Annotated in this window: 25 protein-coding genes; 15 read left to right on the top strand and 10 right to left on the bottom strand. The window is 60.7% G+C overall.

The genetic code is table 11. From position 1 onward, the window contains the following. Nucleotides 1-141: 141 nt before the first annotated feature. The 6 genes from I6L40_RS19495 to I6L40_RS19470 form a co-directional block, all read right to left on the bottom strand. A complete protein-coding gene (locus I6L40_RS19495; RefSeq protein ID WP_216994743.1) occupies nt 142-972 on the bottom strand; it encodes an alpha/beta fold hydrolase in 831 nt (276 codons plus the stop codon). A gap of 354 nt (nt 973-1326) precedes the next feature. Then, complete coding sequence (locus I6L40_RS19490) at nt 1327-1695, bottom strand: SMI1/KNR4 family protein (protein ID WP_201909143.1); 369 nt, start codon at nt 1693-1695, stop codon at nt 1327-1329. A gap of 777 nt (nt 1696-2472) precedes the next feature. Continuing rightward, entirely contained in the window at nt 2473-2958 is a 486-nt protein-coding gene (locus tag I6L40_RS19485; protein ID WP_216994742.1) for a hypothetical protein, read from the bottom strand. A 723-nt stretch (nt 2959-3681) separates the two neighbouring features. Beyond that, nucleotides 3682-4536, bottom strand: coding sequence for a 23S rRNA (adenine(2030)-N(6))-methyltransferase RlmJ (locus tag I6L40_RS19480; protein ID WP_216994741.1), 855 nt, complete (start codon nt 4534-4536; stop codon nt 3682-3684). Further along, nucleotides 4530-4991, bottom strand: a complete 462-nt coding sequence (locus I6L40_RS19475; RefSeq protein ID WP_033113755.1) for a DUF2390 domain-containing protein — start codon at nt 4989-4991, stop codon at nt 4530-4532. Before I6L40_RS19475 ends, I6L40_RS19480 begins: the two co-directional genes overlap by 7 nt. After that, on the bottom strand, nt 4984-6894 hold the full coding sequence (locus tag I6L40_RS19470; protein ID WP_043849947.1) for an ABC transporter ATP-binding protein: 1911 nt from the start codon (nt 6892-6894) through the stop codon (nt 4984-4986). The genes I6L40_RS19475 and I6L40_RS19470 overlap by 8 nt, the downstream gene beginning before the upstream one ends. 154 nt (nt 6895-7048) lie before the next feature. Here I6L40_RS19470 and I6L40_RS19465 point away from each other — a divergent pair, with 154 nt between their 5' ends. Next, nucleotides 7049-7459, top strand: a complete 411-nt coding sequence (locus tag I6L40_RS19465) for a CBS domain-containing protein (RefSeq protein WP_216994740.1) — start codon at nt 7049-7051, stop codon at nt 7457-7459. A 101-nt stretch (nt 7460-7560) separates the two neighbouring features. Here the strand turns inward: I6L40_RS19465 and I6L40_RS19460 are convergent, their stop codons facing one another. The 3 genes from I6L40_RS19460 to I6L40_RS19450 form a co-directional block, all read right to left on the bottom strand. Continuing rightward, nucleotides 7561-9222 (bottom strand): hypothetical protein, encoded by a 1662-nt coding sequence (locus tag I6L40_RS19460; RefSeq protein WP_216994739.1) that lies wholly within the window; start codon nt 9220-9222, stop codon nt 7561-7563. Nucleotides 9223-9351: 129 nt separating this feature from the next. After that, nucleotides 9352-9813 (bottom strand): hypothetical protein, encoded by a 462-nt coding sequence (locus tag I6L40_RS19455; protein ID WP_216994738.1) that lies wholly within the window; start codon nt 9811-9813, stop codon nt 9352-9354. Between the two features lie 39 nt (nt 9814-9852). Next, nucleotides 9853-11229, bottom strand: a complete 1377-nt coding sequence (locus I6L40_RS19450; protein ID WP_071912869.1) for a PLP-dependent aminotransferase family protein — start codon at nt 11227-11229, stop codon at nt 9853-9855. Between the two features lie 120 nt (nt 11230-11349). On the opposite strand from I6L40_RS19450, the gene I6L40_RS19445 reads away from it, so the two are divergent. The 8 genes from I6L40_RS19445 (at nt 11350) to I6L40_RS19410 (ending at nt 19414) form a co-directional block, all read left to right on the top strand. Beyond that, a complete protein-coding gene (locus I6L40_RS19445; RefSeq protein ID WP_071912871.1) occupies nt 11350-11946 on the top strand; it encodes a LysE family translocator in 597 nt (198 codons plus the stop codon). 130 nt (nt 11947-12076) lie between these two features. After that, on the top strand, nt 12077-12667 hold the full coding sequence (locus I6L40_RS19440; protein WP_042030532.1) for a LysE family translocator: 591 nt from the start codon (nt 12077-12079) through the stop codon (nt 12665-12667). 126 nt (nt 12668-12793) lie between these two features. Continuing rightward, nucleotides 12794-13492 carry an aspartate/glutamate racemase family protein gene (locus I6L40_RS19435; RefSeq protein WP_216994737.1) on the top strand — a complete coding sequence of 233 codons (699 nt, stop codon included), beginning with the start codon at nt 12794-12796 and terminating at the stop codon, nt 13490-13492. Between the two features lie 130 nt (nt 13493-13622). Continuing rightward, a complete protein-coding gene (locus I6L40_RS19430; RefSeq protein WP_216994736.1) occupies nt 13623-14729 on the top strand; it encodes a 1-acyl-sn-glycerol-3-phosphate acyltransferase in 1107 nt (368 codons plus the stop codon). A gap of 306 nt (nt 14730-15035) precedes the next feature. Then, complete coding sequence (locus I6L40_RS19425; RefSeq protein WP_071912874.1) at nt 15036-15506, top strand: YhcH/YjgK/YiaL family protein; 471 nt, start codon at nt 15036-15038, stop codon at nt 15504-15506. A gap of 221 nt (nt 15507-15727) precedes the next feature. After that, the gene (locus I6L40_RS19420) at nt 15728-16927 is read left to right on the top strand and encodes an acetate kinase (protein WP_033113766.1); all 1200 of its coding nucleotides are present in this window, start codon (nt 15728-15730) and stop codon (nt 16925-16927) included. A 132-nt stretch (nt 16928-17059) separates the two neighbouring features. Further along, nucleotides 17060-18301 (top strand): mechanosensitive ion channel family protein, encoded by a 1242-nt coding sequence (locus I6L40_RS19415; protein WP_216994735.1) that lies wholly within the window; start codon nt 17060-17062, stop codon nt 18299-18301. Between the two features lie 186 nt (nt 18302-18487). Next, the gene (locus I6L40_RS19410; RefSeq protein ID WP_033113768.1) at nt 18488-19414 is read left to right on the top strand and encodes a L,D-transpeptidase family protein; all 927 of its coding nucleotides are present in this window, start codon (nt 18488-18490) and stop codon (nt 19412-19414) included. Nucleotides 19415-19492: 78 nt separating this feature from the next. Here the strand turns inward: I6L40_RS19410 and I6L40_RS19405 are convergent, their stop codons facing one another. After that, nucleotides 19493-20386 carry a DUF535 family protein gene (locus I6L40_RS19405; RefSeq protein ID WP_216994734.1) on the bottom strand — a complete coding sequence of 298 codons (894 nt, stop codon included), beginning with the start codon at nt 20384-20386 and terminating at the stop codon, nt 19493-19495. 323 nt (nt 20387-20709) lie between these two features. On the opposite strand from I6L40_RS19405, the gene putP reads away from it, so the two are divergent. The 6 genes from putP to surE all read left to right on the top strand — a co-directional run bounded on the left by putP (nt 20710) and on the right by surE (nt 25752). After that, a complete protein-coding gene (putP, locus tag I6L40_RS19400; RefSeq protein WP_041210188.1) occupies nt 20710-22227 on the top strand; it encodes a sodium/proline symporter PutP in 1518 nt (505 codons plus the stop codon). A 206-nt stretch (nt 22228-22433) separates the two neighbouring features. After that, nucleotides 22434-22751 (top strand): cell division protein FtsB, encoded by a 318-nt coding sequence (gene ftsB / locus I6L40_RS19395; protein ID WP_041210187.1) that lies wholly within the window; start codon nt 22434-22436, stop codon nt 22749-22751. Further along, nucleotides 22744-23436 carry a 2-C-methyl-D-erythritol 4-phosphate cytidylyltransferase gene (ispD, locus tag I6L40_RS19390; protein ID WP_216994733.1) on the top strand — a complete coding sequence of 231 codons (693 nt, stop codon included), beginning with the start codon at nt 22744-22746 and terminating at the stop codon, nt 23434-23436. Before ftsB ends, ispD begins: the two co-directional genes overlap by 8 nt. 54 nt (nt 23437-23490) lie before the next feature. Next, nucleotides 23491-23967, top strand: a complete 477-nt coding sequence (gene ispF, locus I6L40_RS19385) for a 2-C-methyl-D-erythritol 2,4-cyclodiphosphate synthase (protein ID WP_041210185.1) — start codon at nt 23491-23493, stop codon at nt 23965-23967. Next, nucleotides 23967-25025 (top strand): tRNA pseudouridine(13) synthase TruD, encoded by a 1059-nt coding sequence (gene truD, locus I6L40_RS19380; RefSeq protein WP_203132730.1) that lies wholly within the window; start codon nt 23967-23969, stop codon nt 25023-25025. Before ispF ends, truD begins: the two co-directional genes overlap by 1 nt. After that, on the top strand, nt 25006-25752 hold the full coding sequence (surE, locus tag I6L40_RS19375) for a 5'/3'-nucleotidase SurE (protein ID WP_041210183.1): 747 nt from the start codon (nt 25006-25008) through the stop codon (nt 25750-25752). Before truD ends, surE begins: the two co-directional genes overlap by 20 nt. The last annotated feature ends 1 nt before the right edge of the window (nt 25753 follow it).

Raw genomic sequence — 25753 nt, 5'->3', positions numbered from 1 at the left:
CTATTGATAACGGATGTAGTTGTCGGCTTACAAGCATTACTGTCACGCAATGGTAACCAGATGTGACAAGTGTGAAGAGGTTCGCCTTTGCCGGGGAGATACGAGAGCCATAGTGCGCTCGCATCCCCTCCCGGTGGCGACCTAGCGGGCGGCGGATTGGCTGGTCAGCCACTCCTGCAAGGCATTGGCAAAGGCGGCGGGTTGCTCGATGGGGTAGAGGTGGTTGGCCCCCTCGAGCCGCTTGAGCTGGCAGTGCGGCAGCTGCGCGGCAAGGGCCTCGCCGACCAGCGCGAACAGCGGGCGGGTCGCCGCTCCCAGCATCACGCAGGCGGGCAGGGTCAGGGTGGCAAGACGTGCGGGCGACCAGTCAGGGCGTTCGCTCTGGCTCAACTGCTTGGGCAGGCTGGCTGCCTCGGCCAGCTGCGCCTGCTGCCACTTGACGGGCTGGCTGGCAAAATAGCCGCCGCGGCCACCCGAGCCATCGATCAGGCTGGCGACCGCCTGTGGCAACTTGCCCTCCTGCACCTGTGCAAACAGCGGGCCGAACATGGCGCCGGCATCGGCCATAAAGGCGGCAAGACCCTGCTCATCGAGGGCGCCGGGGCAACCCGGCTCCACCAGACAGAGTGAGCGAAACCGCTCGGGCGCCATCAGGGCGGCGGTCAGGGCGACATCCGCCCCGTATGACCAGCCCGCCAGATGCACTGGCCCGCACGACAGTTGTTCCAGCAGGTCAAGCAGATCGCTGGCATGGGTCTCAAGACCAAACGGCCCCTCTTTGCCCGCCTCGCCAAAGTGGCGCAGGGTGGGGGCATAGACGGTGTAGTGCTGCGAGAGCTGCTCGATATGTTCGAGCCAGAGGGTGTGGTTGGCCAGCGCGCCATGGATCAGCAGCAGTGGCTCGCCGCTGCCCGCCTGCAGGCAGGGCTGCGCGCTGCCATTGACGATAAAGGTGTGAGTCTGTGACTGCATATCAACGCCTCCCCGGCGTGTCATAAGAGCGGAGGAGTATATGACAAGCGCCCTGCGGCCGGTAAGTAGCCTCTTTCAGGCTGGCGCTAGCCACTATAAGCAAAAGTTGGGTCATTATCGGAAAACCCATAAATCCAGCTTATAGTGGCACCGGCGAGCCTTGGATTGCATCAGGGTGACTGATACAAGCCCCGCAAGGGGATCTTCCGATCCTTGGTGTTGTATTGGTGGGGATACTCGCGATTGTCCGAATACGCTGCGCTATTCGAACCTACGGGCTTAATCAGTGAATGACAGAACCGCCTCCGTGTCAGTAAATTCTGCTATCGAGATGGTGGTTGCGAGCATTTTGCGTCACTCAAGATTTATACAAACTTGATTGTGCCATGCAGACATGTTCGGCCATTTTTCATTAGAGCTTCCATTATGAGACCAATAGATGACTTCTCCTGTTTTTGATATGCAGAAATAGTCACCATTATCTTCAATAAAAGGCAATAAATCCCTCGGTACACCTATGATTTCCCAAGCTATTCTAGCCATTTCAAAAATATCAAGGCGGCCTGCATCGGGCAGAATAACTGCTGCTTCAAAAATTGCGTTTGCGACATCACTACCAGATTTTAAAAAGCATCGATAGTCATTGTGAAATGTGATGCCTAGTTTTCTCTCTGCAATAGCTATTTCATCATCTGTCGGGATTCTAAATGGGTCGTTTTGCATAAAACTATTCCAAAGCATTAATTGTCGGGGTGACTGTTGTATAGTATAAGGTTTGGAAAGATAAGTTGGATTAAATGATTACATCTTCTAAGAATGCTGCAAGCTTATAAGCTCTATCCAGATGAAAATAAAGTTGCGGGTCATCTATTTGGTGGTCATCAATCATTCTGAAGTCCATAAATAGCTTGTGTTTTATTTTATGGTAATGAAACTTGTTTTTGTTTTTTATTATATTTATGGCTCCGCGCACTTCGTTATATATTACTCTGTCTTTGTTGAGGTAATCATCTATTGTCCTCAGTTCATTGAGTAGTTCAGTTTCGATAGATTCAATTGTCATAGGTGCTTTATGGCCTATTATTAGCCCTTTTGTCGTTGGTGGAGGGTAAGTCAGGGGGGCTATCAGAATATCTATTGTGATTGCTTTATTCGCGACTTTTCGAGTCTACGGGCTGCGGCCGGTAAGTAACCTCTTTCAGGCTGGCCATAGCCACTATAAGCAAAAGTTGGGGCATTATCGGAAAACCCATAAATCCAGCTTATAGTGGCATCGGTGTACCTTGGGTTGCATCAGGGTGACTGATACAAGCCCCGAAAGGGGATCTTCCGAACCTTGGTGATGTATTGGCGGGGATATTCGCGATTGTCCGAATACGCTGCGCTATTCGAACCTACGGGCTAGTGCTCTCTAACGTTTGACGTGAGGGGCCGCCGTAGCGGCGAAGGGAACCCACAAGCGCAGCTTGTGGGTGGTCCCTCTCGACGGAATGGTTAGGGCTATTTTTCAAGTAAGGCACGGTAGTAATCTGCGACGTTATTTTCCGGCCCTTGCATGATGCGATTGAGCGCACGCCCCCAAGGCCAGAAGTTAACACCTGACTTGGTTTTGAGCCCTGGAAATTTTTGCCCATTCAAACTGACGATGCCCCACTCCCCACCGTGATTGCGACGGTAGACCTCGCCGATGTAACTGCCATAGCCTTTAGCAAATGACATGGCTTGCTCTTCAGTGGGACGCGGTTTCGTGGTGATGAATGAGGAGTGCATCAACGCCAATGCCTTCTCTACGGTTGGGATACTTGCATCAGACCAATCAAGGGTGATGCCAAATTGGTTCTTCGCCATATCCACGGCATCTTGCGCATATGCCTCGGCAACCTTTTGAACATTGGCGTCGGGCGTGAAAGTCGGTTTTGTTTCCGCCAAGGCAGGCTCCACGATTGAAAGAAGCGAAAGACAAAAGGCAAGCAGAGTGTTACGCATGCAGATAGCCCTAACAGTGATTAGATGGAAGGCGGCATTAATCCGTTAGCAGAGAATTCCATATAACCCCGTAACATTCTTACCGCCGAAAAGTAAAAATTATCATTAAATCATAACGTTATCAGCTTTTCTCTCGTGTTGGACGTATTCATTTGACTTCCTCTTTTTGCACCACCGTTACTACTGTATGAAAAATCAGTGCTCAGTGAAGTCTTGGAAAGCGCCGCCAAATCACGCTTGCGTGAACAGGTCAGAAATGAGAATGAGGTCGTCAACATTTGGAGTGGGTCGTAGGAAACTATCGCTTATCCATTCCATCTGGCATGGCTACCGCTCCTGAATTCCAGCCTCCAGTCTGCTGCTTTTAACCAATAAGGTGTGGCTGGCATGGCTCATGGGGTGACTCCGACGAGGCTTTGTTGCCAATTGGCTATAGTACCGCCAGCTTGGTCAAGGGAAAGGGCGATGAGGTGATTTTCTGAGCCAGATCAAGCAATTAATAAATCGCGACCGGTTGGCGCAGCGAGTGGAAAGTGCTGCCACTGTGTTGCTGGATAAAAAGTGTTGGCGGGTAGCCGTGTCGGTGGGGAAAAGCGCTGGCGGGTAAAAAACAAGAAGCCCCTGAACGGGGCTTCTCTTTGTAGGCCATGCCGCCACGGTGAGCGGCTTGGCTGATCGTCTCGCTGGCGCCTTGACCGGGCGCCAGAGCAGGTTGGGGCGGGCTTACTCTTCGACCTTGTTCAGCCACTCGACCTTGTATTGGGCGCCGGTGCCCTGCGCCAGCTTGGCACACAGCGGTTTGAGGAAGGCTTCAATCTGCTCGTCCAGCATCCAGGGCGGGCTGATGATCAGCATGCCTGAGCCGTTCATGCCCCAATCCTTGGTCTGACCGGCCACTTCCAGCTCGGCCACCAGCACGTTGCCGAAGTTCTCGCGCTTGATGGCGCGCAGCATGTCGCGGGATTTGTCCGCCTCTTCCCCCAGAATGGGATACCAGAGGGCGTAGATGCCGGTGGCCCAGCGCTTCTGCGCCTTTTTCAGGGTATCGACCACGGCGAAGTAATCTTCTTTGAGCTCATAAGGCGGGTCGATCAGCACCAGCCCGCGGCGCGGGGTGGGCGGCAGCAGGGCGACCAACCCTTCGAAACCGTCACGATGGTGGACGGCAACGCGCGGGTCGTAACCCATGTTGGCGCGCAGATCTTCCACTTCGTTGTTGTGCAGCTCCATCAGCGCCAGCTTGTCCTGCTCGCGGGTGAGGCGGCGGGAGAGCTCCGGCGAGCCGGGGTAGTAGTGGAGCTGGCCATCGCTATTCATCTCGTCGATAACGGCGAAATAGGGGGCCATGGCGGGCCACTGGCCGCGCTCGTCCCACAGCCGGCCGATGCCGTCGGCATACTCCGCCTTCTTCTGCGACCACTCGCCGCGCAGGTCGTAGAGACCGCCGCCGGCATGGGTATCCAGCACGATGAAGGGTTTCTCCTTCTTCTTGAGGGACTCGATGATCAGGGCCTGAACGGTGTGTTTCAGCACGTCGGCGTGGTTGCCGGCGTGAAAGGCGTGGCGATAACTCAGCATATTAGGTCTCTGAGGGGGCCCTGCGTGGCCCCCAGTAGCGATAGATAGTTCAACAGATTCTGGCTCTTGCCGCGCACCAGGGTGAGGCTGCGCAGGGTTTGCAGCAGCACCCCCTGCTGGAGCCGTTCCAGCTCCAGCTCGTGGGCCAGCATGGCCTGATATTCGGATTCACCGAGCCGCCCCTTGGCGTTTTTGCGCAGGGCGCGCCAGGGGGTCAGCACGGCTTCGGTTTGCAGCAGGGCGGGCTGCAGGTCGAGCAGATCGACCGGGATCCCGAGCTCATCGAGGCGATGCAGCAGCAGGGCCAGATTGACGTTGCCCCCCAGCTCCTGCACGGTGAGCCAGTCATGGCTGCGGGCGCCGTACACCTCGCCGCTCCACTGCCAGAAGCCGCGCGGGGAGGGGAGTTCATCGGCAGCGACCCGCTCCGGGGCCATCAGCATTTCGTCACGCAAGGAATTCCTGCTCCATGGTTTCCAGCTCTTCGGAGAGGCTCATCCACTCCATTTCGACATTCTCCAGCTCCTCCTTGATGGGGCCCTGGGACTTGAGCAGTTCGGAGAGCTTCTGCTTGGCGCTCTCCTCGTAGATGGCCGGATCGGCCAACTGGCTCTCGATGTCGGCCAGCTTGCCCTGCAGCTTCTCCATGCTCGCTTCGAGCTTTTCCAGCTTTTGGCGCAGCGGACGGGTTTGCTGGCGGAACTCCGCCTCGCGCCGCTTCTGATCCTTGCGCGCCACCGCCGAGTTGGCAGAGACGGGGCCATCGGCCGGTTTGGCGTTGGCCTCTTTCTCCTGCTCGCCGAGCCACTTGTGGTAGTCGTCGAGATCGCCGTCGAACGGCTCGACCCGGCCACCGTGCACCAGATAGAAGTCGTCGGTGGTGGTGCGCAGCAGGTGGCGATCGTGTGATACCACCACCATGGCCCCTTCAAAGCCTTGCAGCGCCATGGTCAGGGCGTGGCGCATCTCCAGATCCAGGTGGTTGGTCGGTTCATCGAGCAGTAAGAGGTTGGGCTTTTGCCAGGTGATCAGCGCCAGCACCAGCCGCGCCTTTTCACCGCCGGAGAAGGGGGCCACCTTGTCGAGCGCCTTGTCACCGTGAAAGCCGAAGCTGCCCAGATAGTTGCGCAGCTCCTGCTCGGTTTTGTCCGGCGCGAGGCGCACCAGATGATCGAGCGGGGTGTCGTCGAGACGCAGGGTCTCCAGCTGATGCTGGGCAAAGTAACCGATGCTCACCCCGGCACTCACTTCAAGCTTGCCGGAGAGCGGCGGGTTGGAGCCCGCCAGCATCTTGATAAAGGTCGATTTACCGGCGCCGTTGCGACCGAGCAGACCGATACGGGAACCCGGTACCAGATTGAGTTTGATCTTCTCGAGGATCACCTTGTCGCCGTAACCGGCGGAGAGGTTCTCCATGGCGATGAGCGGGGTTGGCAGAGCCGAGGGCTCGCGAAACTCGAAGCTGAATTCGGAGTCGGCGTGGGCGGGCAGGATCTTCTCCATCCGCTCCATGGCTTTCAGGCGGCTCTGGGCCTGACGGGCCTTGGAGGCCTTGTAGCGGAAGCGGTCCACATAGGATTGCATGTGGGCCATTTCGCGCTGCTGCTTCTCGTACATCGACTGCTGCTGGGCCAGATGTTCGGCGCGCTGCAGTTCGAAGTCGGAGTAGCCGCCGGTGTATTCGTTGAGCTTGCCGTTCTCGATATGGATGATGCGGCTGATGACCGAATCGAGGAAATCGCGGTCGTGAGAGATCAGCACCAGCGTGCCCTGATAGCCCTTGAGCCACTTCTCCAGCCAGATGACGGCGTCGAGATCCAGGTGGTTGGTCGGTTCATCGAGCAGCAGCAGGTCGGAGCGGCAGAGCAGCGCCTGGGCGAGGTTGAGGCGCATGCGCCAGCCGCCGGAGAAGCTGCGTACCGGCGAGCTGAGCTGCTCGTCGGCAAAGCCGAGGCCATGCAGCAGTTCGGCGGCGCGGGCGCGGATGCTGTAGGCGCCTATGGTGTCGAGCTTGCTGTGCAGCTCGGCCACCAGCAGGCCGTTGTCATCCTGCTCGGCCTGGGCGAGCTCGGCCTCCAGCGCGCGGAACTCCTTGTCGCCGTCGATCACGTAGTCGAGGGCTGAGCAGTCGAGCGCCGGGGTCTCCTGCGCCACGCCCGCAATCTGCCAGCCTGCGGGTAGGCTGAAGCTGCCGCTGTCGATGGCCAGCTCCCCCCGTACCAGTGCAAAAAAGGTGGACTTGCCACAGCCGTTTTTGCCCACCAGACCCACCTTGTGGCCCGGGTGAATGGTGGCGGAGGCGTTGTCCAGCAGCTTGCGGCCGCCGCGGATCAGTTCGATTTGACTGGCAACTATCATGGGTGGGATCTGCTTGCTCAAAAATGGAGGAGAAAAACTGGCGCGGATCTTACGTGAAAAGGCGCAGATTTGCACTTTGGCGCGCGGCTCGCTATGGCTGGTATGACAAAAACATGCCATAACAGAGAAACCAGTTTGGTTACGGGAGGTTAGCATGCTTATCAGGGATATTATGACGACCCGGGTCGCCACCGTGTCGATGGATGATCGGCTCAGCGTCATCAAGGATATCTTCGAGCAGGCCCACTTTCGCCATCTGCTGGTGCTGGAGGAGGGGGAGCTGGTGGGGGTCATCTCCGACCGCGACCTGTTTCGCGCCATCAGCCCCTATCTCGACTCCGAGGCCGAGATGACCCGCGACACCGAAACCCTCACCAAGCGGGCGCACCAGATCATGAGCCGCCACCCCGTCACCATTGCCCCCCAGCTCTCCGTGCGCGAAGGCGTGCAGCTGATGCTGGATAAGAATGTCTCCTGCCTGCCGGTGCTGGAAAACGGCGCTCTGGTCGGCATCATCAGCTGGAAGGATTTTCTGCGGGTTGCACTGACGCCGGACGGGCTCTGAATCGCCCCGGCCGCCTGGGGCCGAACGGGAAGTGATAATCGGAACGAGAGAGGGGAGCCATGGCTCCCCTCTCGCATTGAGGCTCACTGGTCGCTTGGGCTTTATGACGCCGGCGGCTTGCCGGAACTGCTCGCAGGCATGCTGCCGGAGAGCTTGGGTTGCAGGTGGCTGCGGATCTCGTTCAGGGTCTGGCGATACTGCTCCCCGTGCTGCTCCAGAAAGGCGGGGCTATGGCGCAGGCGCCGCTCCAGTCGATCTACCACCAGCGCCACCTTGGGCGCAGCCATGCCGGCGGGCCAGCTGTGCTGCAGCAGCTCCAGCAGTTGCCAGGCATCGCCGGGCAGGGCGGGGAACTCCTCCTGCAACTGCAATCCCGCCTGCAGCGCCAGCTGGTGGTCGCCGATGTGCATCGCCCGGTGGCGGGTCTGGCGCAGCTCGGTCAGGCGCTGCTCGCGGGCCGTCAGGCGCACTCCCAGCTCGCTCACCAGATGGTGAAAGAGCTGGCGGGTGAGGGGATGGGGGGCGACCCGGATGCGATATTCGGATAGTTGGGTCAGGTAGCGGCTCGCATGGTGCGGCAGCCCGCAGAACTGGCTGACGGCAAAGCCGAGCAGCAGGGTGACATGACTGGTGCTTGCCTGATCCGGCTGATGGTGCGAGATGAGGATCAACGCCTCGTCGAAGCGGTACTCCAGCCCCAGTTTCAGCGCCTGCAGCAGCTCGTACTCGTGCGCCTGCAGAGTCACGGTGCGCTTGAGGTGAACCCACTCCTGCAGCAGGGAGCGGATCCGGTTGGCGGAGGGGCTCTGCCACAGCACCGCCAGCGCCGCGCTCAGCATGAAGCTCTCCAGCGACTGGCGGGGATGCAGCTCACCGAAATAGCGCAGATTGAGGCTGTGGACCTGCTCCAGCACCTTATCCTCATCTTGCAAGATCAATCCCAGCAGCATGGCCAGCTGGTGCCAGCGTGGCTGGTGGGGGCGGATTTTTTGCAGCTCCTGCAGCGTGCCCCAGGCGGTTTGCCACTGATGTTGATGGAGCTGGCTGGCCAGCGTCAGCTCCCGCTTGGTGGCCAGCGGCAAGGTATCCTGATGGCGCTGCAGATCGGTGAGCGCACTCTGCAGTTTGCCCAGCCCGAGCAGGCCGTAAAAGAGGCCGGCTCTGGGCCACTTGGTGCGGTATTCGTTGGCGCAGAGGGCGTAGTGCTGGGCGGCTGCCATCTGATCGTCGGATTGCAGCAGCAGATAACCCTTGAGTCGATCCAGCCAGGGGTTGAGCTCCCGATGTTCCGGCTGGAACAGCAGGTCTTCACAGGTGGCGGTAGCGATCTGCCACTCCCGCAGGGCGATGGGGGCGCTGAGGGAGGGGGTGAGTGAGCTCAGGTGCACCAGCTGGCGCAGCACCTCGTCGAGCTGACCGGTCATAAAGGGGAGCGGCAGATAGAGGGAGAAGTAGAGATCCGAGGGGAGAAACTCCTGCTCGCTCTGGTCGGCATCGAGCAGCAGCAGGACACAACCGGGTTGCAGCAGGCCGAGGTAGTGCGCCTCGTGGAGCAGGCGGGCCCCTTCACGCCCCTGCTGCTTGTCCTGCTGAGAGATGATGGCATCAAAAGGTTGTTGCTGGAGCAGGGCAAACAGGCCGTTGTGTCCATGTTCCGGGTGGTTGTGGTAGTGAATATGCTCGGCCAGCACACCCTGTTCGGTCAGTTGCCGGATGATGGCGCTGCGCAGCAGAGGATCCTCATCAAGCAGCAATATCGCCATACAACACTCCCTTTTTGCCAATCCTTGAATGAATCATGGTAGAGCCAAGAGACGCTCGGGCCCAGTCTTGGGCGGATGAAAAGTTGACAGTAGTCAGCAGAGTGCGGGATGGGGCATGATGAGCAGTTATCACATCTCGCTTGTCTTGGCCGGGAAGCTGCACTCGGTCTGTCTGATCATGCGCTCTCCTTCTCCCCCGGCACCTTGCCAGCTTAGTTCGAGCTGCCCTAGGTGGCCAAGGTGGCGCAGCTCGAATTCGTAGCGCTGACAGGGATTATCCAGCGGCAGTGTGCTCATCCCCGTTGGCAACCGGTAGTCATAGCTGAGCCGCGGCCCATCCTGCAGCTGGCTGCGAAGCGGCACCAGTCCCTCCGGCGTGGGGGATGGCGCTTTCAGATAGCGGCGCAAGCTGAGCGGCGCGTCGATCGCCTTCTGATAGTTGAGGCCGTTCATGGCCGCCAGCTCCTCCTCCAGCCGTTGCAGCTCCCCCTCCAGACCCGTGATGACCACCCCCAGCTGTTGATGGGCTGGCGAGGCGCACCCGCCCAGCAGCAGGGTTAAGGCGAGCAGGGTGGCTCTGAAGCGGGGCATGGCATCTCCTTGACGGGTCATTGTGGTTGGTAGGGCAGACTATAGCAGGGGATTGCTGGGGGGCGTGCCCCGCAGCAGCTGGGCCAGCCGCTCCAGCCCTTCGGCCACACGGGCATCGGTAGCGGGCTGGCTCAGGCTCAGGCGTACCCCCTGCGGGGCGGCAAACTGGCCGGCGGCGAAGTGTTCCCCGCTTGCCACCCCGACGTCAAGGGCATCGGCTGCGGCGGCGAACTCCTGACTGCGCCACGGCTCGGGCAGTGGCAACCAGGCGTGCATGCTGCCCGGCTGCCAGCGGGCGCCGGGCAGCAGGTGGAGCAGCAGCTCGCCACGACGTGCCAGAGTCTGCCGCTGCTCGCGGATCAGCTGGTCGATCCCCGGCTGGCTCACCAGCTGGCAGGCCAGCTCGACCAGTAGGGGGCTCACCATCCAGCTGGAGAGGCGCATCGCCTGAGCGAAGGCCTGCTTGAGGTGGTCAGGCGCCAGCACGAAGCCGACCCGCATGCCGCCGCAGGCGATTTTGGCCAGACTGCCGAGATAGATGACCCGCTCCGGCGCCAGATTGACCAGCGGCACCTGATGGGGCTCCGGCAGCAGGCCGTTGACGTCATCCTCGATGATCAGCAGATCGTGCCGGCGGGCAACGGCGACGATGGCCTCGCGCCGTGCCAGCGACATGATGGCGGTGGTGGGGTTTTGCAGGGTAGGGGTGAGGTAGAGCACTCTGGCACGCCGACTGCGGCAGGCCGCCTCCAGCGCATCGGGCAGCAGCCCCTCCTCATCCATGGCAAGCCCGATGACCTGATTCTTCAGCTGGCGGGCATTGCCCAGCATGCCGGGATAGCTGAGCCCCTCGCACATCAGACTCTCGCCGACACAGCCGGTCGCCAGCATGGCCAGCATGATGCCGTGCTGGGCGCCGTGGCTGAACAGCAGCCGCTCCTCTTGCGCTGCAATACCCTGCCTTGTCAGCCACTCGATAAAGCGCTGGCGCTGATCCGGCTGGCCTGCCTCCTTGCCATAACCAAGCAGCAGGTTGAGATCCCCCTGACTCAGGTTTTCCAGCAGCGGGCGGATTAAGGCGGCCCGATCGAGCTGCACCGGCAGGTTTTGCCACAACTCGATGCGCGGCCCCTCCTCGGTGCGGATCACCCACTGATTGGCGGGATCCGTGCTCGCTCCCTTAACCCAGGTGCCGTGGCCGACCCGGGCGGCGACCAGCCCGCGCCGCTCCGCTTCGCTGTAGGCGCGGGTGACGGTACCCACAGTGACCCCCAGCTTGTCCGCCAGCGCCCTGTGGGTCGGCAGACGGGTTTGGGCGGGCAGCGAGCCATCCACAATGGCCTGCTCGATGGCGCTGGCCAGTCTGAGGTAGAGGGGGCCATCGAAGGGGGAGAGATCCGGCGTCCAGATTGTCATGGTGACAATAAATCCATTGATCGAAACTTGAGGGCAATATAGCGTGAATTTCAACCTGATAACAACCATTGAGGGTTGATTGTATCGATACAATCAACCTATCAAGATGAGGAGTCGCTCATGACGTTCGAATGGTATGCCACCCTGTTTGGCTTCGCCGTGCTCACCTGCGGCACGCCCGGCCCCAACAATTTGATGCTGACGGCCTCCGGTGCCAACTTCGGCGTGCGGCGCACCCTGCCACACCTGTTTGGCGTAGCGCTGGGGCAACCTGTGCTGCAACTGGTGCTGGCGCTGGGGCTCTATCCGCTGTTCGAGCGCTGGCCCTTGCTGCGCCTCGGCTTGCAGATCTTCGGCAGCCTCTATCTGCTTTGGCTGGCCTGGCGCATCGCGGTGGCGGGCGCTCCGAGCGATCCGGCCCGGCGCGCCCGGCCGCTGACCCTCCTGGAGGGGTTGGGTTTCCAGTTTCTCAACCCCAAGGCGTGGATGATGGGGATCTCCGCCATCAGTCTGTTCAGTCTGACCGGTGCCGGTTACTGGCCCAGCCAGCTGGCGGTGATGATCATGTTCGCACTGGTGGCTCTGCCCACCTGCTTTGTCTGGGTGCTCTTTGGCCATCAGCTGAGCAACTGGATCAGCACGGATCGGGGCTGGCGCCGGCTCAACGGCTCCCTCGGTCTGCTCACTGCCCTCTGCGTGGTGATGCTCTGGTATTGAGGCTTTTCCCACCCGCTTTCTCCTTGTGGTCGAGCTGCCGCTTCTGCATATTGGTGGGCTGCTTTATCTGGCAGATTGTCTGGCGGATTGTCTGGCAGAGAGTCCGATATGTGGTCTGAACGAGGTTGAGATGGATCTGAACTGGGTACTGCCCCTCGCGGGGTTTGCACTGGTCACCTGCGGTACGCCGGGGCCAAACAATATGCTGCTCACCAGCGCCGGGGCGGCGCAGGGATTTCGCCGCACGCTGCCGCTGCTGGTGGGGGTGGTCGGGGGGATAAACCTGATGATCCTCGCCATGGCGCTGGGGCTCGGGGTGATATTTGACAAGGTGCCGCTGCTGCACGACGGGCTCAAGCTGATCGGCTCGGCCTACCTGCTCTGGCTGGCGTGGAAGGTGGCGACCGCCAGCGGCCCGGCAGAAGGCAATCGGCCGCTTATTCCCGCCCATCAGGGGGCCATGCTGCAACTGCTCAACCCCAAGGCGTGGATGATGGCGCTCTCCGCCATCAGCGGTTTCACCCTGGCGGGAGAGGCCTACTGGCCATCCGCCATCTGGGTGCTCGCCATCTTCTTTGTGACCGGCCTCTATACCGGTGCTTTCTGGGTACTGTTTGGTGCTCAGGTGCGCCGTCTTATCCGCACCGCCCGGGGCTGGCGCCGTTTTAACCTCGGCATGGGGATCGCTACGGCGGCCTGCGTGCTGATGATCTGGATTTAGCCCGGGGTTGACCCGGGCCTTTACCGGCTGTCTTGTTGGCCCTGCGGGGCCTTTTTTATCTCGCTCGCGTGACCTTGCCTGCAAGGTGGCGTGGCACTGCCTTACCTTGGGATGAAAGGAGCTGTTATGAAATGTATCGGTCTGCTGGGTGGCATGAGCTGGGAGTCCACTGTCAGCTACTATCAGGCACTCAACCGCGGGGTGCGGGCCAAGCTCGGTGGCTTGCACTCGGCGCGGGTGCTGCTCAATAGCGTCGACTTTGCCGAGATAGAGCGGCTGCAGCATGCCGGAGACTGGCCCGCCACTGCCCGCCTGTTGGCGGCCGAAGCGCGCAAGCTGCAGGATGGTGGCGCCGATTTCTTGCTGATCGGCACCAACACCATGCACAAGGTGGCGCCCGAGATTGAGGCTGCCATCAATATCCCGCTGCTCCATATCGCCGATGCCACCGCGCGCAGCCTGCAAGCGGACGGGATAAAACGGGTCGGCCTGCTCGGCACCCGCTTTACCATGGAGCAGGATTTCTACAAGGGGCGGCTGCAAACGCACTTCGGGTTGGAGGTGCTGGTGCCTGCCGAGGCAGAGCGGGAGCGGGTCCATCGCATCATCTATGACGAGCTCTGTCTGGGCGAGATCCGCGACGCGTCGCGCGCCGAGTATCTGGCCATTATCGCCGGGCTGGCCGCTGCCGGCGCCGAGGCGGTGATCCTCGGTTGCACCGAGATTGCCCTGCTGGTGGGGGAGGCGCAGGCGGCCGTGCCGCTCTACGACACCACCGCCATTCATGCCGAGGCAGCCGTCACCCTGGCCCTGACATCCGATTAATTAACTGGTCAGATCTCACTATTCATGCTTGTCTCATACCCCTTGCCATAAAAGCGTGTAAAATTGCGCCCTGAATTTTCCCCGGCCAACGCGGGTTGGCTGCGGTTTCCTAGCATGCAAGGCTGACATTGTGACTGAAGTTGACAGATTCGCGGACATTCGCCCTTACCGCGATGAAGAAGTGCCGGCGGCCATCGAACGGCTGATCCAGGATGATGAATTTATCGGTGCCATCGCCAAATACCGTTTTGGCTCCCTGATGAGCTGGCTGGGCTGGGCGATTCGCCCGCTGATCCGCCAGGTGCTGCGCTACAAGTGGTCAAAAGTGACCACAGTGCATCAGGTGCAGGTCGGGGTGACCAACTATATGTCCCGGATGATCGCTACCTCCACCAAGGGGGTGACCTTCTCCGGGATCGAGCATCTGAAGAAGGAGCAGGGCTACCTGTTCGTCTCCAACCACAGGGACATCGCCATGGATCCGGCCTTCGTCAACTGGGGTCTCTATACCCACGGTTTTGACACGGTCCGCATCGCCATCGGCGACAACCTGCTGCGCAAACCCTGCGCCACCGAGCTGATGAAGCTCAACAAGAGCTTTATCGTCAAGCGCTCCGCCAAGGGGCCGCGGGAGATGATGAAGGCGCTCGGCGAGCTGTCGGCCTACATCGGCCAGTCGGTGCACGAAGGCCACTCCATCTGGATCGCCCAGAAGGAAGGGCGCGCCAAGAACGGCGACGACAAGACCGATCCGGCCATCCTCAAGATGTTCTACGTGGACGGCAAGAAGCAGAAGATCGACTTCGTCGACTACATGCGCAGCCTCAATATCGTGCCGGTCAGCATCAGCTACGAGCTGGATCCCACCGACAAGGCCAAGGCGCGCGAGCTGTACGAGAAGTCGGTCAACGGCAGCTACGAGAAGGGCGAGTTCGAGGACATCGAGAGCATCGTCGCCGGCATCGTCGGCCAGAAGGGGCGGGTACACGTCTCCTTTGGCGCCCCCATCACCGAGGGCTTCAGCGATCCGGATGAACTGGCCGCGCTCATCGACAAGGCGATCTGGGGCAACTACCGCCTCTTCCCGAGCAACTATCTGGCGGCCGATGTCTCTGGCAAGGCCAACACCATCGAGCAGGCGGCCTTCCTGACCCGTCAGTCAGAGGTGCCGGAAGAGCACAAGGCAATCTGGCGTGCCATGTATGCCAAACCGGTGGAAAACGCCGGCAAGGCTTGAATGAAACCGGTTGCGTGAAAAAAACGGGAGCAGATGCTCCCGTTTTTGCGTCTGGTCAAAGTCGCCGGCAAAAGGGTGGTGAATAATATGGTTTCAGCTGGTACGATCACCCGAAAAATGGGGTTCACGCTCTTGGCAACCACCGGATGAGTGTGTAACAGTGCCCCAATATGCTGAATGTGAGCATTAGCTCTAATCCCTCTGCACGGATCGCCGGGGGCATTATCGAAGGACCTGTAACAGGTCCTTTTTCATTGGGCGGCAAAGATGCCGCGCAGATATACCTAACAGGAAGATGCTCGCACCATGATCACCGGTAGCCTGAACACGTTGCAGCGTACGCCGCTGCCTGCCCCGCTGGATCGCATCATGGTCGAGGTGGTCAAAAGCGTTGCCCTCTGGCGCGAGGCGCCCCTTGGCAAGAGCGAGATCGACGGCCTCAAGCTGTTCTGTCTGGTGAGCGAGGAGATGACCGAGCCGGCTGCGGATCGCCGTGGCGAGTTCCACCGCGATTATCTCGATATCCAGCTGCTGCTGGCAGGCGAAGAGTGGATCGGTGTCGGGCCTCATGAGTATGCAGACGAAGGGGCTGACCATCCCCATCCCGACCTCTGGTTTGTCGATGACGAGCAGACCACCTATCTGGCGCTGCAACCTGGCGATTTCGCCATCTTCTGGCCGGGCGAACTGCATCGCCCGCTCTGTACGCGCAACCAGCCCGCCAAAGTGAAGAAGCTGGTGGTCAAGGTACATAGGGATCTGCTGGCCATCGCCTGAGCATCCCCATTGACGCGAGCCCTGCGCAGCAGATGCGTCGAGACTCGCAAGCATTGAAACGAGTGATACGCACCACAAGTGGCGATGACTCTTTCAAGAGCAAGAATTGAAAAATTGGACGCACCCTCCTGCGACCATAAGCCCCCGGCAGGGGAATCCCATCCTCTTTTGGATGACACGACACTGTCGGCATAAAGCCGAAGCACAGGAAGATGTAGAAAATGAGCAAGTTGGTACTGATCCTTAACTGCGGTAGCTCTTCCCTGAAATTTGCCGTAATGGACGCCGAAACAGGTGAGGACATGCTGTCCGGCCTGGCCGAATGCTTCAATCTGGATGATGCACGTATCAAATGGAAACTCCACGGGGTCAAGGGCGAAGCCATGCTGGGAGCGGGTGCCGCTCACCAGGAAGCGCTCGACCACATCGTGGGCCACATCCTGCCGCAGGATCCGTCTCTGGCCGGTCAGCTGGTGGCCATCGGCCATCGCATCGTACACGGTGGCGAGCAGTTCTCCCGTTCCGTTCGCATCGATGACAGCGTGATCGCCGGCATCGAAGCCGCTATCCCGTTCGCCCCACTGCACAACCCGGCTCACCTCATCGGTATCCGCGCTGCGCTCAAGGTGTTCCCGCAACTGGCTGACAAGAACGTGGCCGTGTTCGACACCGCGTTCCACCAGACCCTGCCGCAGGAGGCCTACCTCTACGCGCTGCCTTACAAGCTCTACAGCGAGCACGGCATCCGTCGTTACGGCGCGCACGGCACCTCCCACCGCTACATCGCGGAAGAGGCGGCCAAAGAGCTGGGCAAGCCGCTGAACGAACTGAACATCATCAACTGCCACCTGGGCAACGGTGCCTCTGTTTGCGCCATCAAGAACGGTGAGTCTGTTGACACCTCCATGGGTCTGACTCCGCTGGAAGGTCTGGCGATGGGCACCCGTTGTGGCGACATCGATCCGGCTGTGGTCTTCTTCATGCACGACCAGCTCGGTTACAGCGTGGAGCAGATCAACCACACCCTGACCCGTGAGTCCGGTCTGCTGGGGATGACTGAAGCGAGCAGCGACTGCCGCTATGTCACCACCAACTACGCCACCGACGCCGGTGCCAAGCGTGCGCTGGATGTCTTCACCTACCGTGTGGCCAAGTATGTCGGCGCCTACGCCGCTGCGATGGATGGCCGTCTGGACGCCGTGGTCTTCACCGGTGGTATCGGTGAGAACGCCGCCATGGTGCGCGAGATGGTGCTGGCGCGTCTGGCCCTGTTCGGCTTCAAGGTGGACAAAGAGGCGAACAACGCCGCGGTACTGGGTGGCGAAGGCCGCATCACTACCGCCGACAGCCGTTGCGCCATGGTGATCCCGACCAACGAAGAGCTGGTCATCGCCCGCGATGCCCTGGGTCTGGTCGGCTAACGCCAATCGGTCTCATCACAACGCCCGGCTTTTGCCGGGCGTTGTCGTTTGTGGCGACCCGTTATTTGACTTGGAGGCTCGGGGCGTTACCCTGACGGCCACGTTTTGGCATTGCAGCATAGGGGGAGAGGAATGAAAGAGACGTTTTTTAACTGGCTGTCGGCGCTTGGGGTCGAGGTGACCGGCATGATGGGGCTGGTGATTGCGCTCGCTTTCATCCTCGTCACCTCGCTGCTGCTGCACATGATGCTGCACCGCTTTCTGCTGGTGCGGCTGGTGGGTATTCTCGGCAGGGCCAAGCAGGTGTGGCTGCCACCCCAGCTGCAACAGCGCCTCTTCTACCGGCTTGCTTTCGTCTTTCAGGGGGCCGTGCTGCTCGGTCAGGCGGAGATCTGGCTGCCGCGTAGCTCCGATAGCCTGAAGCTTATCGAGATGGCGGCCCAGCTCTGGATCCTCTTCTTCCTGCTGCTCTCCTTCTTTACCCTGCTCGACTGCGTGCTGGCGGTGAGCCGCAACATCCGGTTGTGGCGGGATCTGCCTTTGCGCGGCATCTTCCAGGGGGCCAAGCTGGTGGGCAGCATTCTGGTCGGCATCCTGATGATTGCCCTGCTGCTTGGCAAGTCACCGCTGTTCCTGTTCAGCGGTCTGGGCGCCATGACCGCTGTGCTGATGTTGGTATTCAAGGACCCCATCCTCGGTCTGGTGGCGGGGATCCAGCTCTCTGCCAACCGGATGCTGAACGTTGGCGACTGGCTGCAGATGGACAAATATGGCGCCGACGGCGAGGTGACCGATATCGGCCTTACCACGGTCAAGGTGTCGAACTGGGACAAGACGGTCACCACCATTCCCACCTATGCCCTCATCTCCGACTCCTTCAAGAACTGGCAGGGGATGACCGAATCGGGCGGACGGCGCATCAAGCGCAGCATCAATATCGACATGACCAGCGTGCGCTTCATGACGGCCGAAGAGCAGTTGCAGCTCAAGCAGGCCCAGCTGCTGGCGCCCTATCTCACCCGCAAGGAGCAGGAGCTGAGCAGTTACAACCAGCAGCTGAGCGATGCCTTGAATTGTCCCATCAATGGCCGTCACCTCACCAACCTCGGCACCCTGCGCGCCTATCTGGATGCCTATCTGCGCGCCCATCCCGGCATTCGCAAGGATATGACCCTGATGGTGCGTCAGCTGGCGCCGACCTCTGACGGCTTGCCGCTGGAGATCTACTGCTTTACCGCGACGACGGCGTGGGCCGAGTACGAAGGGATCCAGGCCGATATTTTCGACCACATTTTCGCCATCATCGAGCAATTTCATCTGCGGTTGCACCAATCTCCCACTGGATACGATATGCGCTCCTGGCAGAAGGGATAAGCGGGCGACAGACAGGGGGTGGCGGCGGATAAAAAAAGCGATATTAATCGTCGACCCGCCGCTACTTGTCAGTTGAAATTTGCTTTGCAGAAGAGAAAAATGGCGGCCTTCTCTTCGCGCCCCTGATCCTCGTCTGATCAGCTGTCAGCCCAGAGATGTCAACTCAGTCATTATCATGGGAAAGTTATGAAGCTCCTTCGCAATAGTGTGGCAACACTCTGCTACAGCCTGCTGCTGACCGCTGCGCCGGTTTTCGCTGTTGAATATGCTCTGCCTGCGGCCAACAGCCGTCTGGTGGGGGAAAATCTGGAATACGTGGTCCCGGCCGAAGAGAACGGCCAGCCGCTGGAGGCCATTGCCGCAAAATTCCAGCTGGGGCTGACCAACATGATCGAAGCCAACCCCAAGGCTGACCCCCTGCTGGTGCAGACCGGCGAGAAGCTGGTGATCCCCCATCAGCTGATCCTGCCGGATGCGCCCCGTGAAGGCATCGTGCTGAACGTGGCCGAGATGCGCCTCTACTACTACCCGAAAGGCAAGAAGGTGGTGGAAGTGCTGCCCATCGGCATCGGCCAGCTGGGCACCGACACCCCGGAGAACTGGGTGACCAGCGTGCAGCGCAAGAAAGCGGGCCCGACCTGGACACCGACTGCCAAGATGCACGCCGAGTACGCCGCCCGTGGCGAGAGCCTGCCTGCGGTATGGCCGGCTGGCCCTGACAACCCCATGGGGCTGTTTGCGCTCTACATCGGCAAGATGTACGCCATCCACGGTACCAACGCCCAGTTCGGCATCGGCCTGCGGGTGAGCCACGGCTGTGTGCGTCTGCGCAACGATGACATCGAGTACCTGTTCAAGAAGGTACCGGTAGGCACTCGCGTCCAGTTCATCAACCAGCCGCTCAAGGCCTCTGTCGAGCCGGATGGCCGCCGCTATCTGGAAGTACATCAGCCGCTGTCGCGCAGTGAGGAGGAGTTCAACTCCAGCCTGCCGGCACCGCTGCCGATGACCCCGGCCATCACCCGCTTCATTGCCCACGCCGACAGCGACTCCCAGCTGGTCAAACAGGCGCTGGAGCAGCGCAGCGGCATGCCGGTCGCCATCAACGGCTAATCCCGGTAATCGGCCACAAGAAAGGGCGAACAGCGTGCTGTTCGCCCTTTCTCTTTTCTGGCCTTGTACGGGGCCGGGTTAGCTACGGCGCAGATTATCGGCGAGCTCTCCGGCGAGCTGATCGAGCATCTGGTAGCGTGCCTTGTAGCTGGCCCGTTTGCGGGAGGGGATCTCCTCCAGCGTCTTGCGCGGTATCTGCAGCGGCAGGCTCATCCAGAGTTCATCCATGACGTTGCCCTGATGCTCTTCCCACAGCCCATCCAGATCGAACTTGACCCGGTTTGCGGTGCGCTTGCTGCACTGGTAGACGTGGCTTTGAGTGCGGATCCCGAGCAGGGTTTCACACCCCAGGCCGCGAGCCAGCTCGGCCGCCATGTAGACCAGCAACGACATGGGACGCAGGCCCCCGCACGCCTTGGTGACCAGTTTGATCTCCTCACTCAGCCCCTTGCCCCCTTGCAGCGAGCAGATATCCAGCGTGGGCTGCGGCTCGCAGCGCAGGTTGAGCGCCATGAAGTAGAGCGCCGACTCGCCGAGCTTGAGGGTCAGGCTCATCTCCCCCTCTTTGGCCATGTGGGTCTGGTAATCGAGCTGCAGGGTGAGTGGTACGGCCAGCTTGTCGCTTTGCCAGCTGGCAAGTTGCAAGCCGCTCTGGCTGTAGATCGCCTGCTGCTGCGCTTCGGGCAGGGCCCGTGCCAGCTGCCGGTAGTGGGCGGTGATGAGCCCGGCGCGGAGCCCCTTGCGCAGCCCCTTGTGGCGATAGGGGTGAATCGGTTTTTCCAGAATATCGGGGAAGCGGGTGATCGCCTGCGCCAGCAGCGGCAGCGTCTCCTGCTGGCGATAGAGGGCACGGGCTCCCGGATGCAGCCAGAGGCGGCCAACGAATTTGGCCCGTCTGATGAGATGGCCCGACTCCTCTACCGGATGGAGACGGCGGGCGAGGGTGCGTAGTTGCGACAGATGGGAGGACATAGGCGTGGCCCCGGTTCGTTGGATTCAGGGCGGCGAGTGTAGGAGGGGACGGGGAGGATGTAAAAAGCTCGATAGTAACAAAATGTGAAGATAAAACGCTCAATAGCAGGGGCAAGTGCTCTGATCTCTCGCCCGGACGGAAAAGGAAATTCGGTTCTATCTCCTTGATGTAGAGATGATTTGCTGCGCAAAGGTTTTTATTGTGTTTTCTGTTTGTTAATAAAGGGGTTGGGCCGACAGGGACGGGTGATTAAGCTAGGCCGGTTTTTAGGGACGAGCCCGTCATCAGAGCGGGTAAAAGATGAAATAAAACGGAGTTTTGCATGACAGCCAGCACACCCATGTTAATCACCTTTCTGGTTTACATCCTCGGGATGGTACTGATCGGCTTTGTTGCCTATCGCGCCACCCGCAACTTTGACGATTACATCCTTGGCGGCCGCCGGATGGGGAGCTGGGTCACCGCCCTCTCCGCCGGCGCCTCCGACATGAGTGGATGGTTGCTGATGGGCTTGCCCGGCGCCATCTTCATCAGCGGCATCTCCGAGAGCTGGATCGCCATCGGTCTGGTCATCGGTGCCTACCTCAACTGGCGCTGGGTGGCGGGCCGCCTGCGGGTTCATACCGAGAAGAACCGCAACGCCCTGACCCTGCCGGACTACTTCACCTACCGCTTCGAAGATCACAGCAAGGTGCTGCGCATCCTCTCGGCGCTGGTGATCCTGCTCTTCTTCACCATCTACTGCGCTTCCGGCGTGGTGGCCGGTGCCCGCCTGTTCGAGAGCACCTTCGGCATGGATTACAACACCGCCCTCTGGGTCGGTGCGGCCGCCACCATCACCTACACCTTCTTCGGCGGTTTCCTCGCGGTGAGCTGGACCGATACGGTGCAGGCGACCCTGATGATCTTCGCCCTGATCCTCACGCCGGTCTTTGTCATCATCGCCGTGGGCGGGGTGGACAGCGCCATGATTGAGGTAGCCGCCAAGAGCGCCAGCAACCTCGACATGTTCAAGAATCTGGACGTTATCGCCATCATTTCCCTGATGGCGTGGGGGCTCGGTTACTTCGGTCAGCCGCATATTCTGGCCCGTTTCATGGCGGCCGATTCCCACCACTCCATGGCCAATGCCCGTCGTATCAGCATGACCTGGATGATCTTCTGCCTGGGCGGCGCGGTGGCCATCGGCTTCTTCGGTCTGGCCTACTTCGCCCGCTTCCCGGAAGTGGCGGGTGGCGTCACCGGCAACCCGGAGCGGGTCTTTATCGAGCTCTCCAAGATCCTGTTCAACCCCTGGATCGCCGGTGTGCTGCTCTCGGCCATTCTGGCAGCGGTGATGAGTACCCTGAGTTGCCAGCTGCTGGTCTGCTCCAGCGCCATCACCGAGGATCTCTACAAGCCGTTCCTGCGCAAGAACGCCTCCCAGCGCGAGCTGGTGTGGGTGGGGCGCCTGATGGTGCTGGCCATAGCCCTGATCGCCATCAGCGTTGCCATGAATCCGGAGAACCGGGTGCTCGGGCTGGTGAGTTACGCCTGGGCCGGTTTTGGTGCCGCGTTTGGCCCGGTGGTACTGCTCTCCGTGCTCTGGCCGCGAATGACCCGCAACGGCGCGCTGGCCGGCATGCTGGTGGGCGCCATCACGGTGATCGTCTGGAAACAGTTCGGCTGGCTGGGGCTGTATGAAATCATCCCGGGCTTCCTGTTTGCCTGTATCGCGATTGTAGCGGGCAGCCTGCTGGGAGAAGCGCCTTCAAAAACCATGCTGGAGCGTTTCCGCGAGGCCGAAGAGGAGTACAACACCCCGGCCGAGCTGGAAGGGGAGCCGGTCGCCGTCAACTGATAGCGGCACCTCCGTTCTGACAATCAACCCCGCCCCGGCGCATCTGACCACACTGGTCAATCCTTGCGCCGGTTTGGCGGGGTTTTGCGCTATCTGACTCACCTTTGGGCACTTTTTTCTGCTTGCCCGGCCCCTTCGGGGTATTGGCTTTCTTTTGTCTTTGCACCGAATATGGGACACTAGGCCGCTTGAAGGAGACCTAGAGCATGCGCCTATTCACCCTGATCCTGATCCTCCTGCTGGGAGGTCTGCAATATGACTTCTGGCTGGGGAAGAACGGGCTGTCCGACTACCAGAGTCTGTCGGAGGCCATCTCGCAGCAGCAGCGGGACAACCAGAGCCTCAAGGATCGCAACGACCTTATTTATCGCGAGATCGATGATCTCACCTCTGGCCTTGAGGCCATCGAGGAGCTTTCGCGCAACGATCTGGGCTACATCAAGCAGGGCGAGACCTTCTACCGGATCATCCCCAAAGAGAAAGAAAAAGAGAATGTGCCAGCGGATGCCCCTTACGATGACTGATGCGAGCCGTATTCCAGCTCTGACGGCGATCGTGCCGGCCGCCGGCATTGGCAGCCGGATGGGGGCCGAGTGCCCCAAGCAGTATCTGCAACTGGCGGGCAAGACCATTCTCGAGCACACCCTGGCGCGGCTGCTCGCACACCCCGCCATAGTGCAGGTGATCGTGGCGCTGGCTCCCCATGACCGCTGGTTTGACACCCTCCCGGTGGCGCAGGATGAGCGGATCCTGCGGGTCGAGGGGGGCGCCGAGCGCGCCTTTTCCGTCCTCAACGCCCTCCATGTGGCGCAAGGGGAGTGGGTGCTGGTGCACGATGCGGCCCGCCCCTGTCTGACCCACGGCGATCTCGACGCCTTGATTGCCACTGCTATGACGAGCGGTGGCGCCATCCTCGGCAGCCGGGTGCGCGATACCATGAAGCGCTCCGATGCGGCCGGCAATATCATTGCCACCGTCGAGCGCGAGCAGCTCTGGCATGCCCTGACGCCGCAGATGTTCCCTACCGGCCCTCTCAAGCGGGCACTGGAAGAGGGGTTGGCGCTCGGTGCCACCATTACCGATGAGGCCTCCGCCATGGAGCGCGCCGGATTCACGGTGCGGATGGTGGAGGGGCGCGCCGACAACATCAAGGTGACCCGGCCGGAGGATCTCTCTTTGGCGGGACTGTTTTTAAGCCAGCAGGCATAAGCCCACCTATCAGAACAAAGAGGTCTGAACAGACAGGCCGAACAAGGAGCGAGCATGATCCGGATTGGACATGGTTTTGACGTACACAAATTTGGCGGGGTTGGCCCCTGCATGCTGGGCGGGGTGCCGGTTCCCTACGAGCAGGGACTGATCGCCCACTCCGATGGCGACGTGGTGCTGCACGCGGTGAGCGATGCCCTGCTGGGCGCCATCGGTGCCGGTGACATCGGGCGTCACTTCCCCGATACCGCTGCCGAATTCAAGGGTATCGACAGCCGTATCCTGCTGCGGGATGTCTTTGCCCGCGTGCAGCGCGCAGGTTATGCCATCGGCAATCTGGATGTGACCATCATCGCTCAGGCACCCAAGATGGCGCCTCACATCGAGGCCATGTGCGCCGTGCTGGCTGCCGATCTGCAATGTGATTTGAACCGGGTGAACGTCAAGGCGACCACCACCGAACAGCTTGGCTTTACGGGGCGCAAGGAAGGGATCGCCACCGAAGCCGTCGTCTTACTGGTGAAACAATAATGCTGGAACAACTTGCCTACCTGCACGGTGCGCCCACCGCCCGCGGTATCCTCAAGGCCGAGGCCGCCGACTTCGTGGTCAATGAAGACCTCGGGTTTGAACCCTGCGGGGAAGGGGAGCACATCTTCGTCCGGGTGCGTAAAACCGGCGAGAACACCGCCTGGGTGGCTGGCCTGCTGGCCGATGCGGCCGGGGTCAACCGCAATGCGGTGACCTGGGCGGGCCTGAAGGATCGCCACGCAGTGACCGAGCAGTGGTTCGGCATTCACCTGCCGGGCAAGGCCGAGCCGGACCTCTCCGTCATCGAGAGCGACAGCATCCGGATCCTGGAGGTGAAGCGCCACAACAAGAAGCTGCGGGTCGGCTATCTCAAGGGCAACCACTTCACTCTGCGTCTCACCGGTCTGGAGCAGGCCGACGGGCTGGAGTCACGCCTGCAGGCTATCGCTACCCAGGGCGTGCCCAACTACTATGGCGAGCAGCGTTTCGGCCGTGAAGGCAACAACCTGGAAGCGGCCAAGGCGATGTTTGCCGGCAAGCGGATCAAGGATCGCAACAAGCGCTCTCTTTACCTCTCCGCCGCGCGCAGCATGCTGTTCAATGCCATCGTCAGCGCCCGTATCGAGCAGGGGCTGGCCCATCAGCTGCTGGCCGGTGACTGCGTGATGCTCAAAGGTAGCCACTCCATCTTCAGTGAAGAGAGCGTGACCCCCGAGCTGGAAGCGCGTCTCGCCTCCGGCGACGTGCAGCTCACCGCGCCCCAGTGGGGGCGTGGCCGGCTGGCCAGCCAGGGGGCCGCTGCCGAGTTCGAACAGGGCGTACTGGCGGCTTACAGCGACTGGTGTGACGGCCTGGAGAAAGCGGGGCTGGATCAGGATCGCCGCCCGCTGCTGCTCAAGCCGGAGCAGATGAGCTGGCAACTGGAGGGGGAGGTGCTGACTCTCTCCTTCTTCCTGCCGGCGGGCGCCTTTGCTACCAGCGTGGTGCGCGAGTTAATGCAGGCCGAAGAGGCCGATCACGGTTTCAGGAATCAAACCGATGCGAATTCTGGTCAGTAATGACGATGGTGTGCATGCCGAGGGCATCCGTGCCCTCAGCGAGGCGTTGCGCGCCTGCGGCGAGGTCGTGGTGGTGGCACCGGATCGCAACCGCAGCGGCGCGAGTCACTCCCTGACGCTGGAGGTGCCGCTGCGGGTCACCCGCATCAGCGAAACCGGTTATCATGCAGTGAAGGGGACGCCGACCGACTGCGTCCACCTCGCGGTCAACGAGCTGGTGCGCCCCGAGCCTGACATGGTGGTTGCCGGCATCAACCACGGTGCCAATCTGGGGGATGATGTCATCTACTCCGGCACGGTGGCGGCTGCGACCGAAGGGCGCCACCTTGGCTATCCCTCCCTCGCCATCTCGCTGGTGGGCAAGACCCATTTCGCCACGGCGGCCCACTATGCGGCCCTGTTGGTGAAGGGGTTGATGAAGCACCCCCTGCCAGCGGATCAGATCCTCAATGTGAATGTACCTGACCTGCCGCTTGAGCAGATCCGGGGGATCAGAGTGACCCGCCTTGGCAATCGCCATCGGGCGGAGTCGGTGATCCGCACCGAGGATCCCCGCGGTCAGCCCATCTACTGGATTGGCCCTCCCGGCGACAAGCAGGATGCAGGAGAAGGAACCGACTTTGCTGCCATCGAGCAGGGTTATGTCTCGATAACTCCCCTGACCATTGACATGACTGCCTATGACAGTCTCGCTGGTCTGGGGGCCTGGTTAGATCTGCAGGGATGAG

This window comes from Aeromonas sp. FDAARGOS 1410 (assembly GCF_019048745.1).
Lineage (GTDB): Bacteria > Pseudomonadota > Gammaproteobacteria > Enterobacterales > Aeromonadaceae > Aeromonas > Aeromonas jandaei.
The sequence above is the reverse complement of the archived record's forward strand: the minus strand, read 5'-3'. Positions and strand labels throughout refer to the sequence as shown.

Bases quoted from the DNA above. Each gene is read 5' to 3' on its own strand.
- I6L40_RS19410 (WP_033113768.1), top strand. From the start codon at position 18,488: ATGAAGCTCCTTCGCAATAGTGTGGCAACACTCTGCTACAGCCTGCTG.
- putP (WP_041210188.1), top strand. From the start codon at position 20,710: ATGACAGCCAGCACACCCATGTTAATCACCTTTCTGGTTTACATCCTC.
- I6L40_RS19425 (WP_071912874.1), top strand. From the start codon at position 15,036: ATGATCACCGGTAGCCTGAACACGTTGCAGCGTACGCCGCTGCCTGCC.
- truD (WP_203132730.1), top strand. From the start codon at position 23,967: ATGCTGGAACAACTTGCCTACCTGCACGGTGCGCCCACCGCCCGCGGT.
- ispF (WP_041210185.1), top strand. From the start codon at position 23,491: ATGATCCGGATTGGACATGGTTTTGACGTACACAAATTTGGCGGGGTT.
- I6L40_RS19470 (WP_043849947.1), bottom strand. From the start codon at position 6,894: ATGATAGTTGCCAGTCAAATCGAACTGATCCGCGGCGGCCGCAAGCTG.
- I6L40_RS19450 (WP_071912869.1), bottom strand. From the start codon at position 11,229: ATGACAATCTGGACGCCGGATCTCTCCCCCTTCGATGGCCCCCTCTAC.
- I6L40_RS19405 (WP_216994734.1), bottom strand. From the start codon at position 20,386: ATGTCCTCCCATCTGTCGCAACTACGCACCCTCGCCCGCCGTCTCCAT.
- I6L40_RS19490 (WP_201909143.1), bottom strand. From the start codon at position 1,695: ATGCAAAACGACCCATTTAGAATCCCGACAGATGATGAAATAGCTATT.
- surE (WP_041210183.1), top strand. From the start codon at position 25,006: ATGCGAATTCTGGTCAGTAATGACGATGGTGTGCATGCCGAGGGCATC.
- I6L40_RS19460 (WP_216994739.1), bottom strand. From the start codon at position 9,222: ATGGCGATATTGCTGCTTGATGAGGATCCTCTGCTGCGCAGCGCCATC.
- I6L40_RS19465 (WP_216994740.1), top strand. From the start codon at position 7,049: ATGCTTATCAGGGATATTATGACGACCCGGGTCGCCACCGTGTCGATG.
- I6L40_RS19440 (WP_042030532.1), top strand. From the start codon at position 12,077: ATGGATCTGAACTGGGTACTGCCCCTCGCGGGGTTTGCACTGGTCACC.
- ispD (WP_216994733.1), top strand. From the start codon at position 22,744: ATGACTGATGCGAGCCGTATTCCAGCTCTGACGGCGATCGTGCCGGCC.
- I6L40_RS19480 (WP_216994741.1), bottom strand. From the start codon at position 4,536: ATGCTGAGTTATCGCCACGCCTTTCACGCCGGCAACCACGCCGACGTG.
- I6L40_RS19455 (WP_216994738.1), bottom strand. From the start codon at position 9,813: ATGCCCCGCTTCAGAGCCACCCTGCTCGCCTTAACCCTGCTGCTGGGC.
- I6L40_RS19435 (WP_216994737.1), top strand. From the start codon at position 12,794: ATGAAATGTATCGGTCTGCTGGGTGGCATGAGCTGGGAGTCCACTGTC.
- I6L40_RS19415 (WP_216994735.1), top strand. From the start codon at position 17,060: ATGAAAGAGACGTTTTTTAACTGGCTGTCGGCGCTTGGGGTCGAGGTG.
- I6L40_RS19420 (WP_033113766.1), top strand. From the start codon at position 15,728: ATGAGCAAGTTGGTACTGATCCTTAACTGCGGTAGCTCTTCCCTGAAA.
- I6L40_RS19485 (WP_216994742.1), bottom strand. From the start codon at position 2,958: ATGCGTAACACTCTGCTTGCCTTTTGTCTTTCGCTTCTTTCAATCGTG.
- I6L40_RS19445 (WP_071912871.1), top strand. From the start codon at position 11,350: ATGACGTTCGAATGGTATGCCACCCTGTTTGGCTTCGCCGTGCTCACC.
- ftsB (WP_041210187.1), top strand. From the start codon at position 22,434: ATGCGCCTATTCACCCTGATCCTGATCCTCCTGCTGGGAGGTCTGCAA.
- I6L40_RS19495 (WP_216994743.1), bottom strand. From the start codon at position 972: ATGCAGTCACAGACTCACACCTTTATCGTCAATGGCAGCGCGCAGCCC.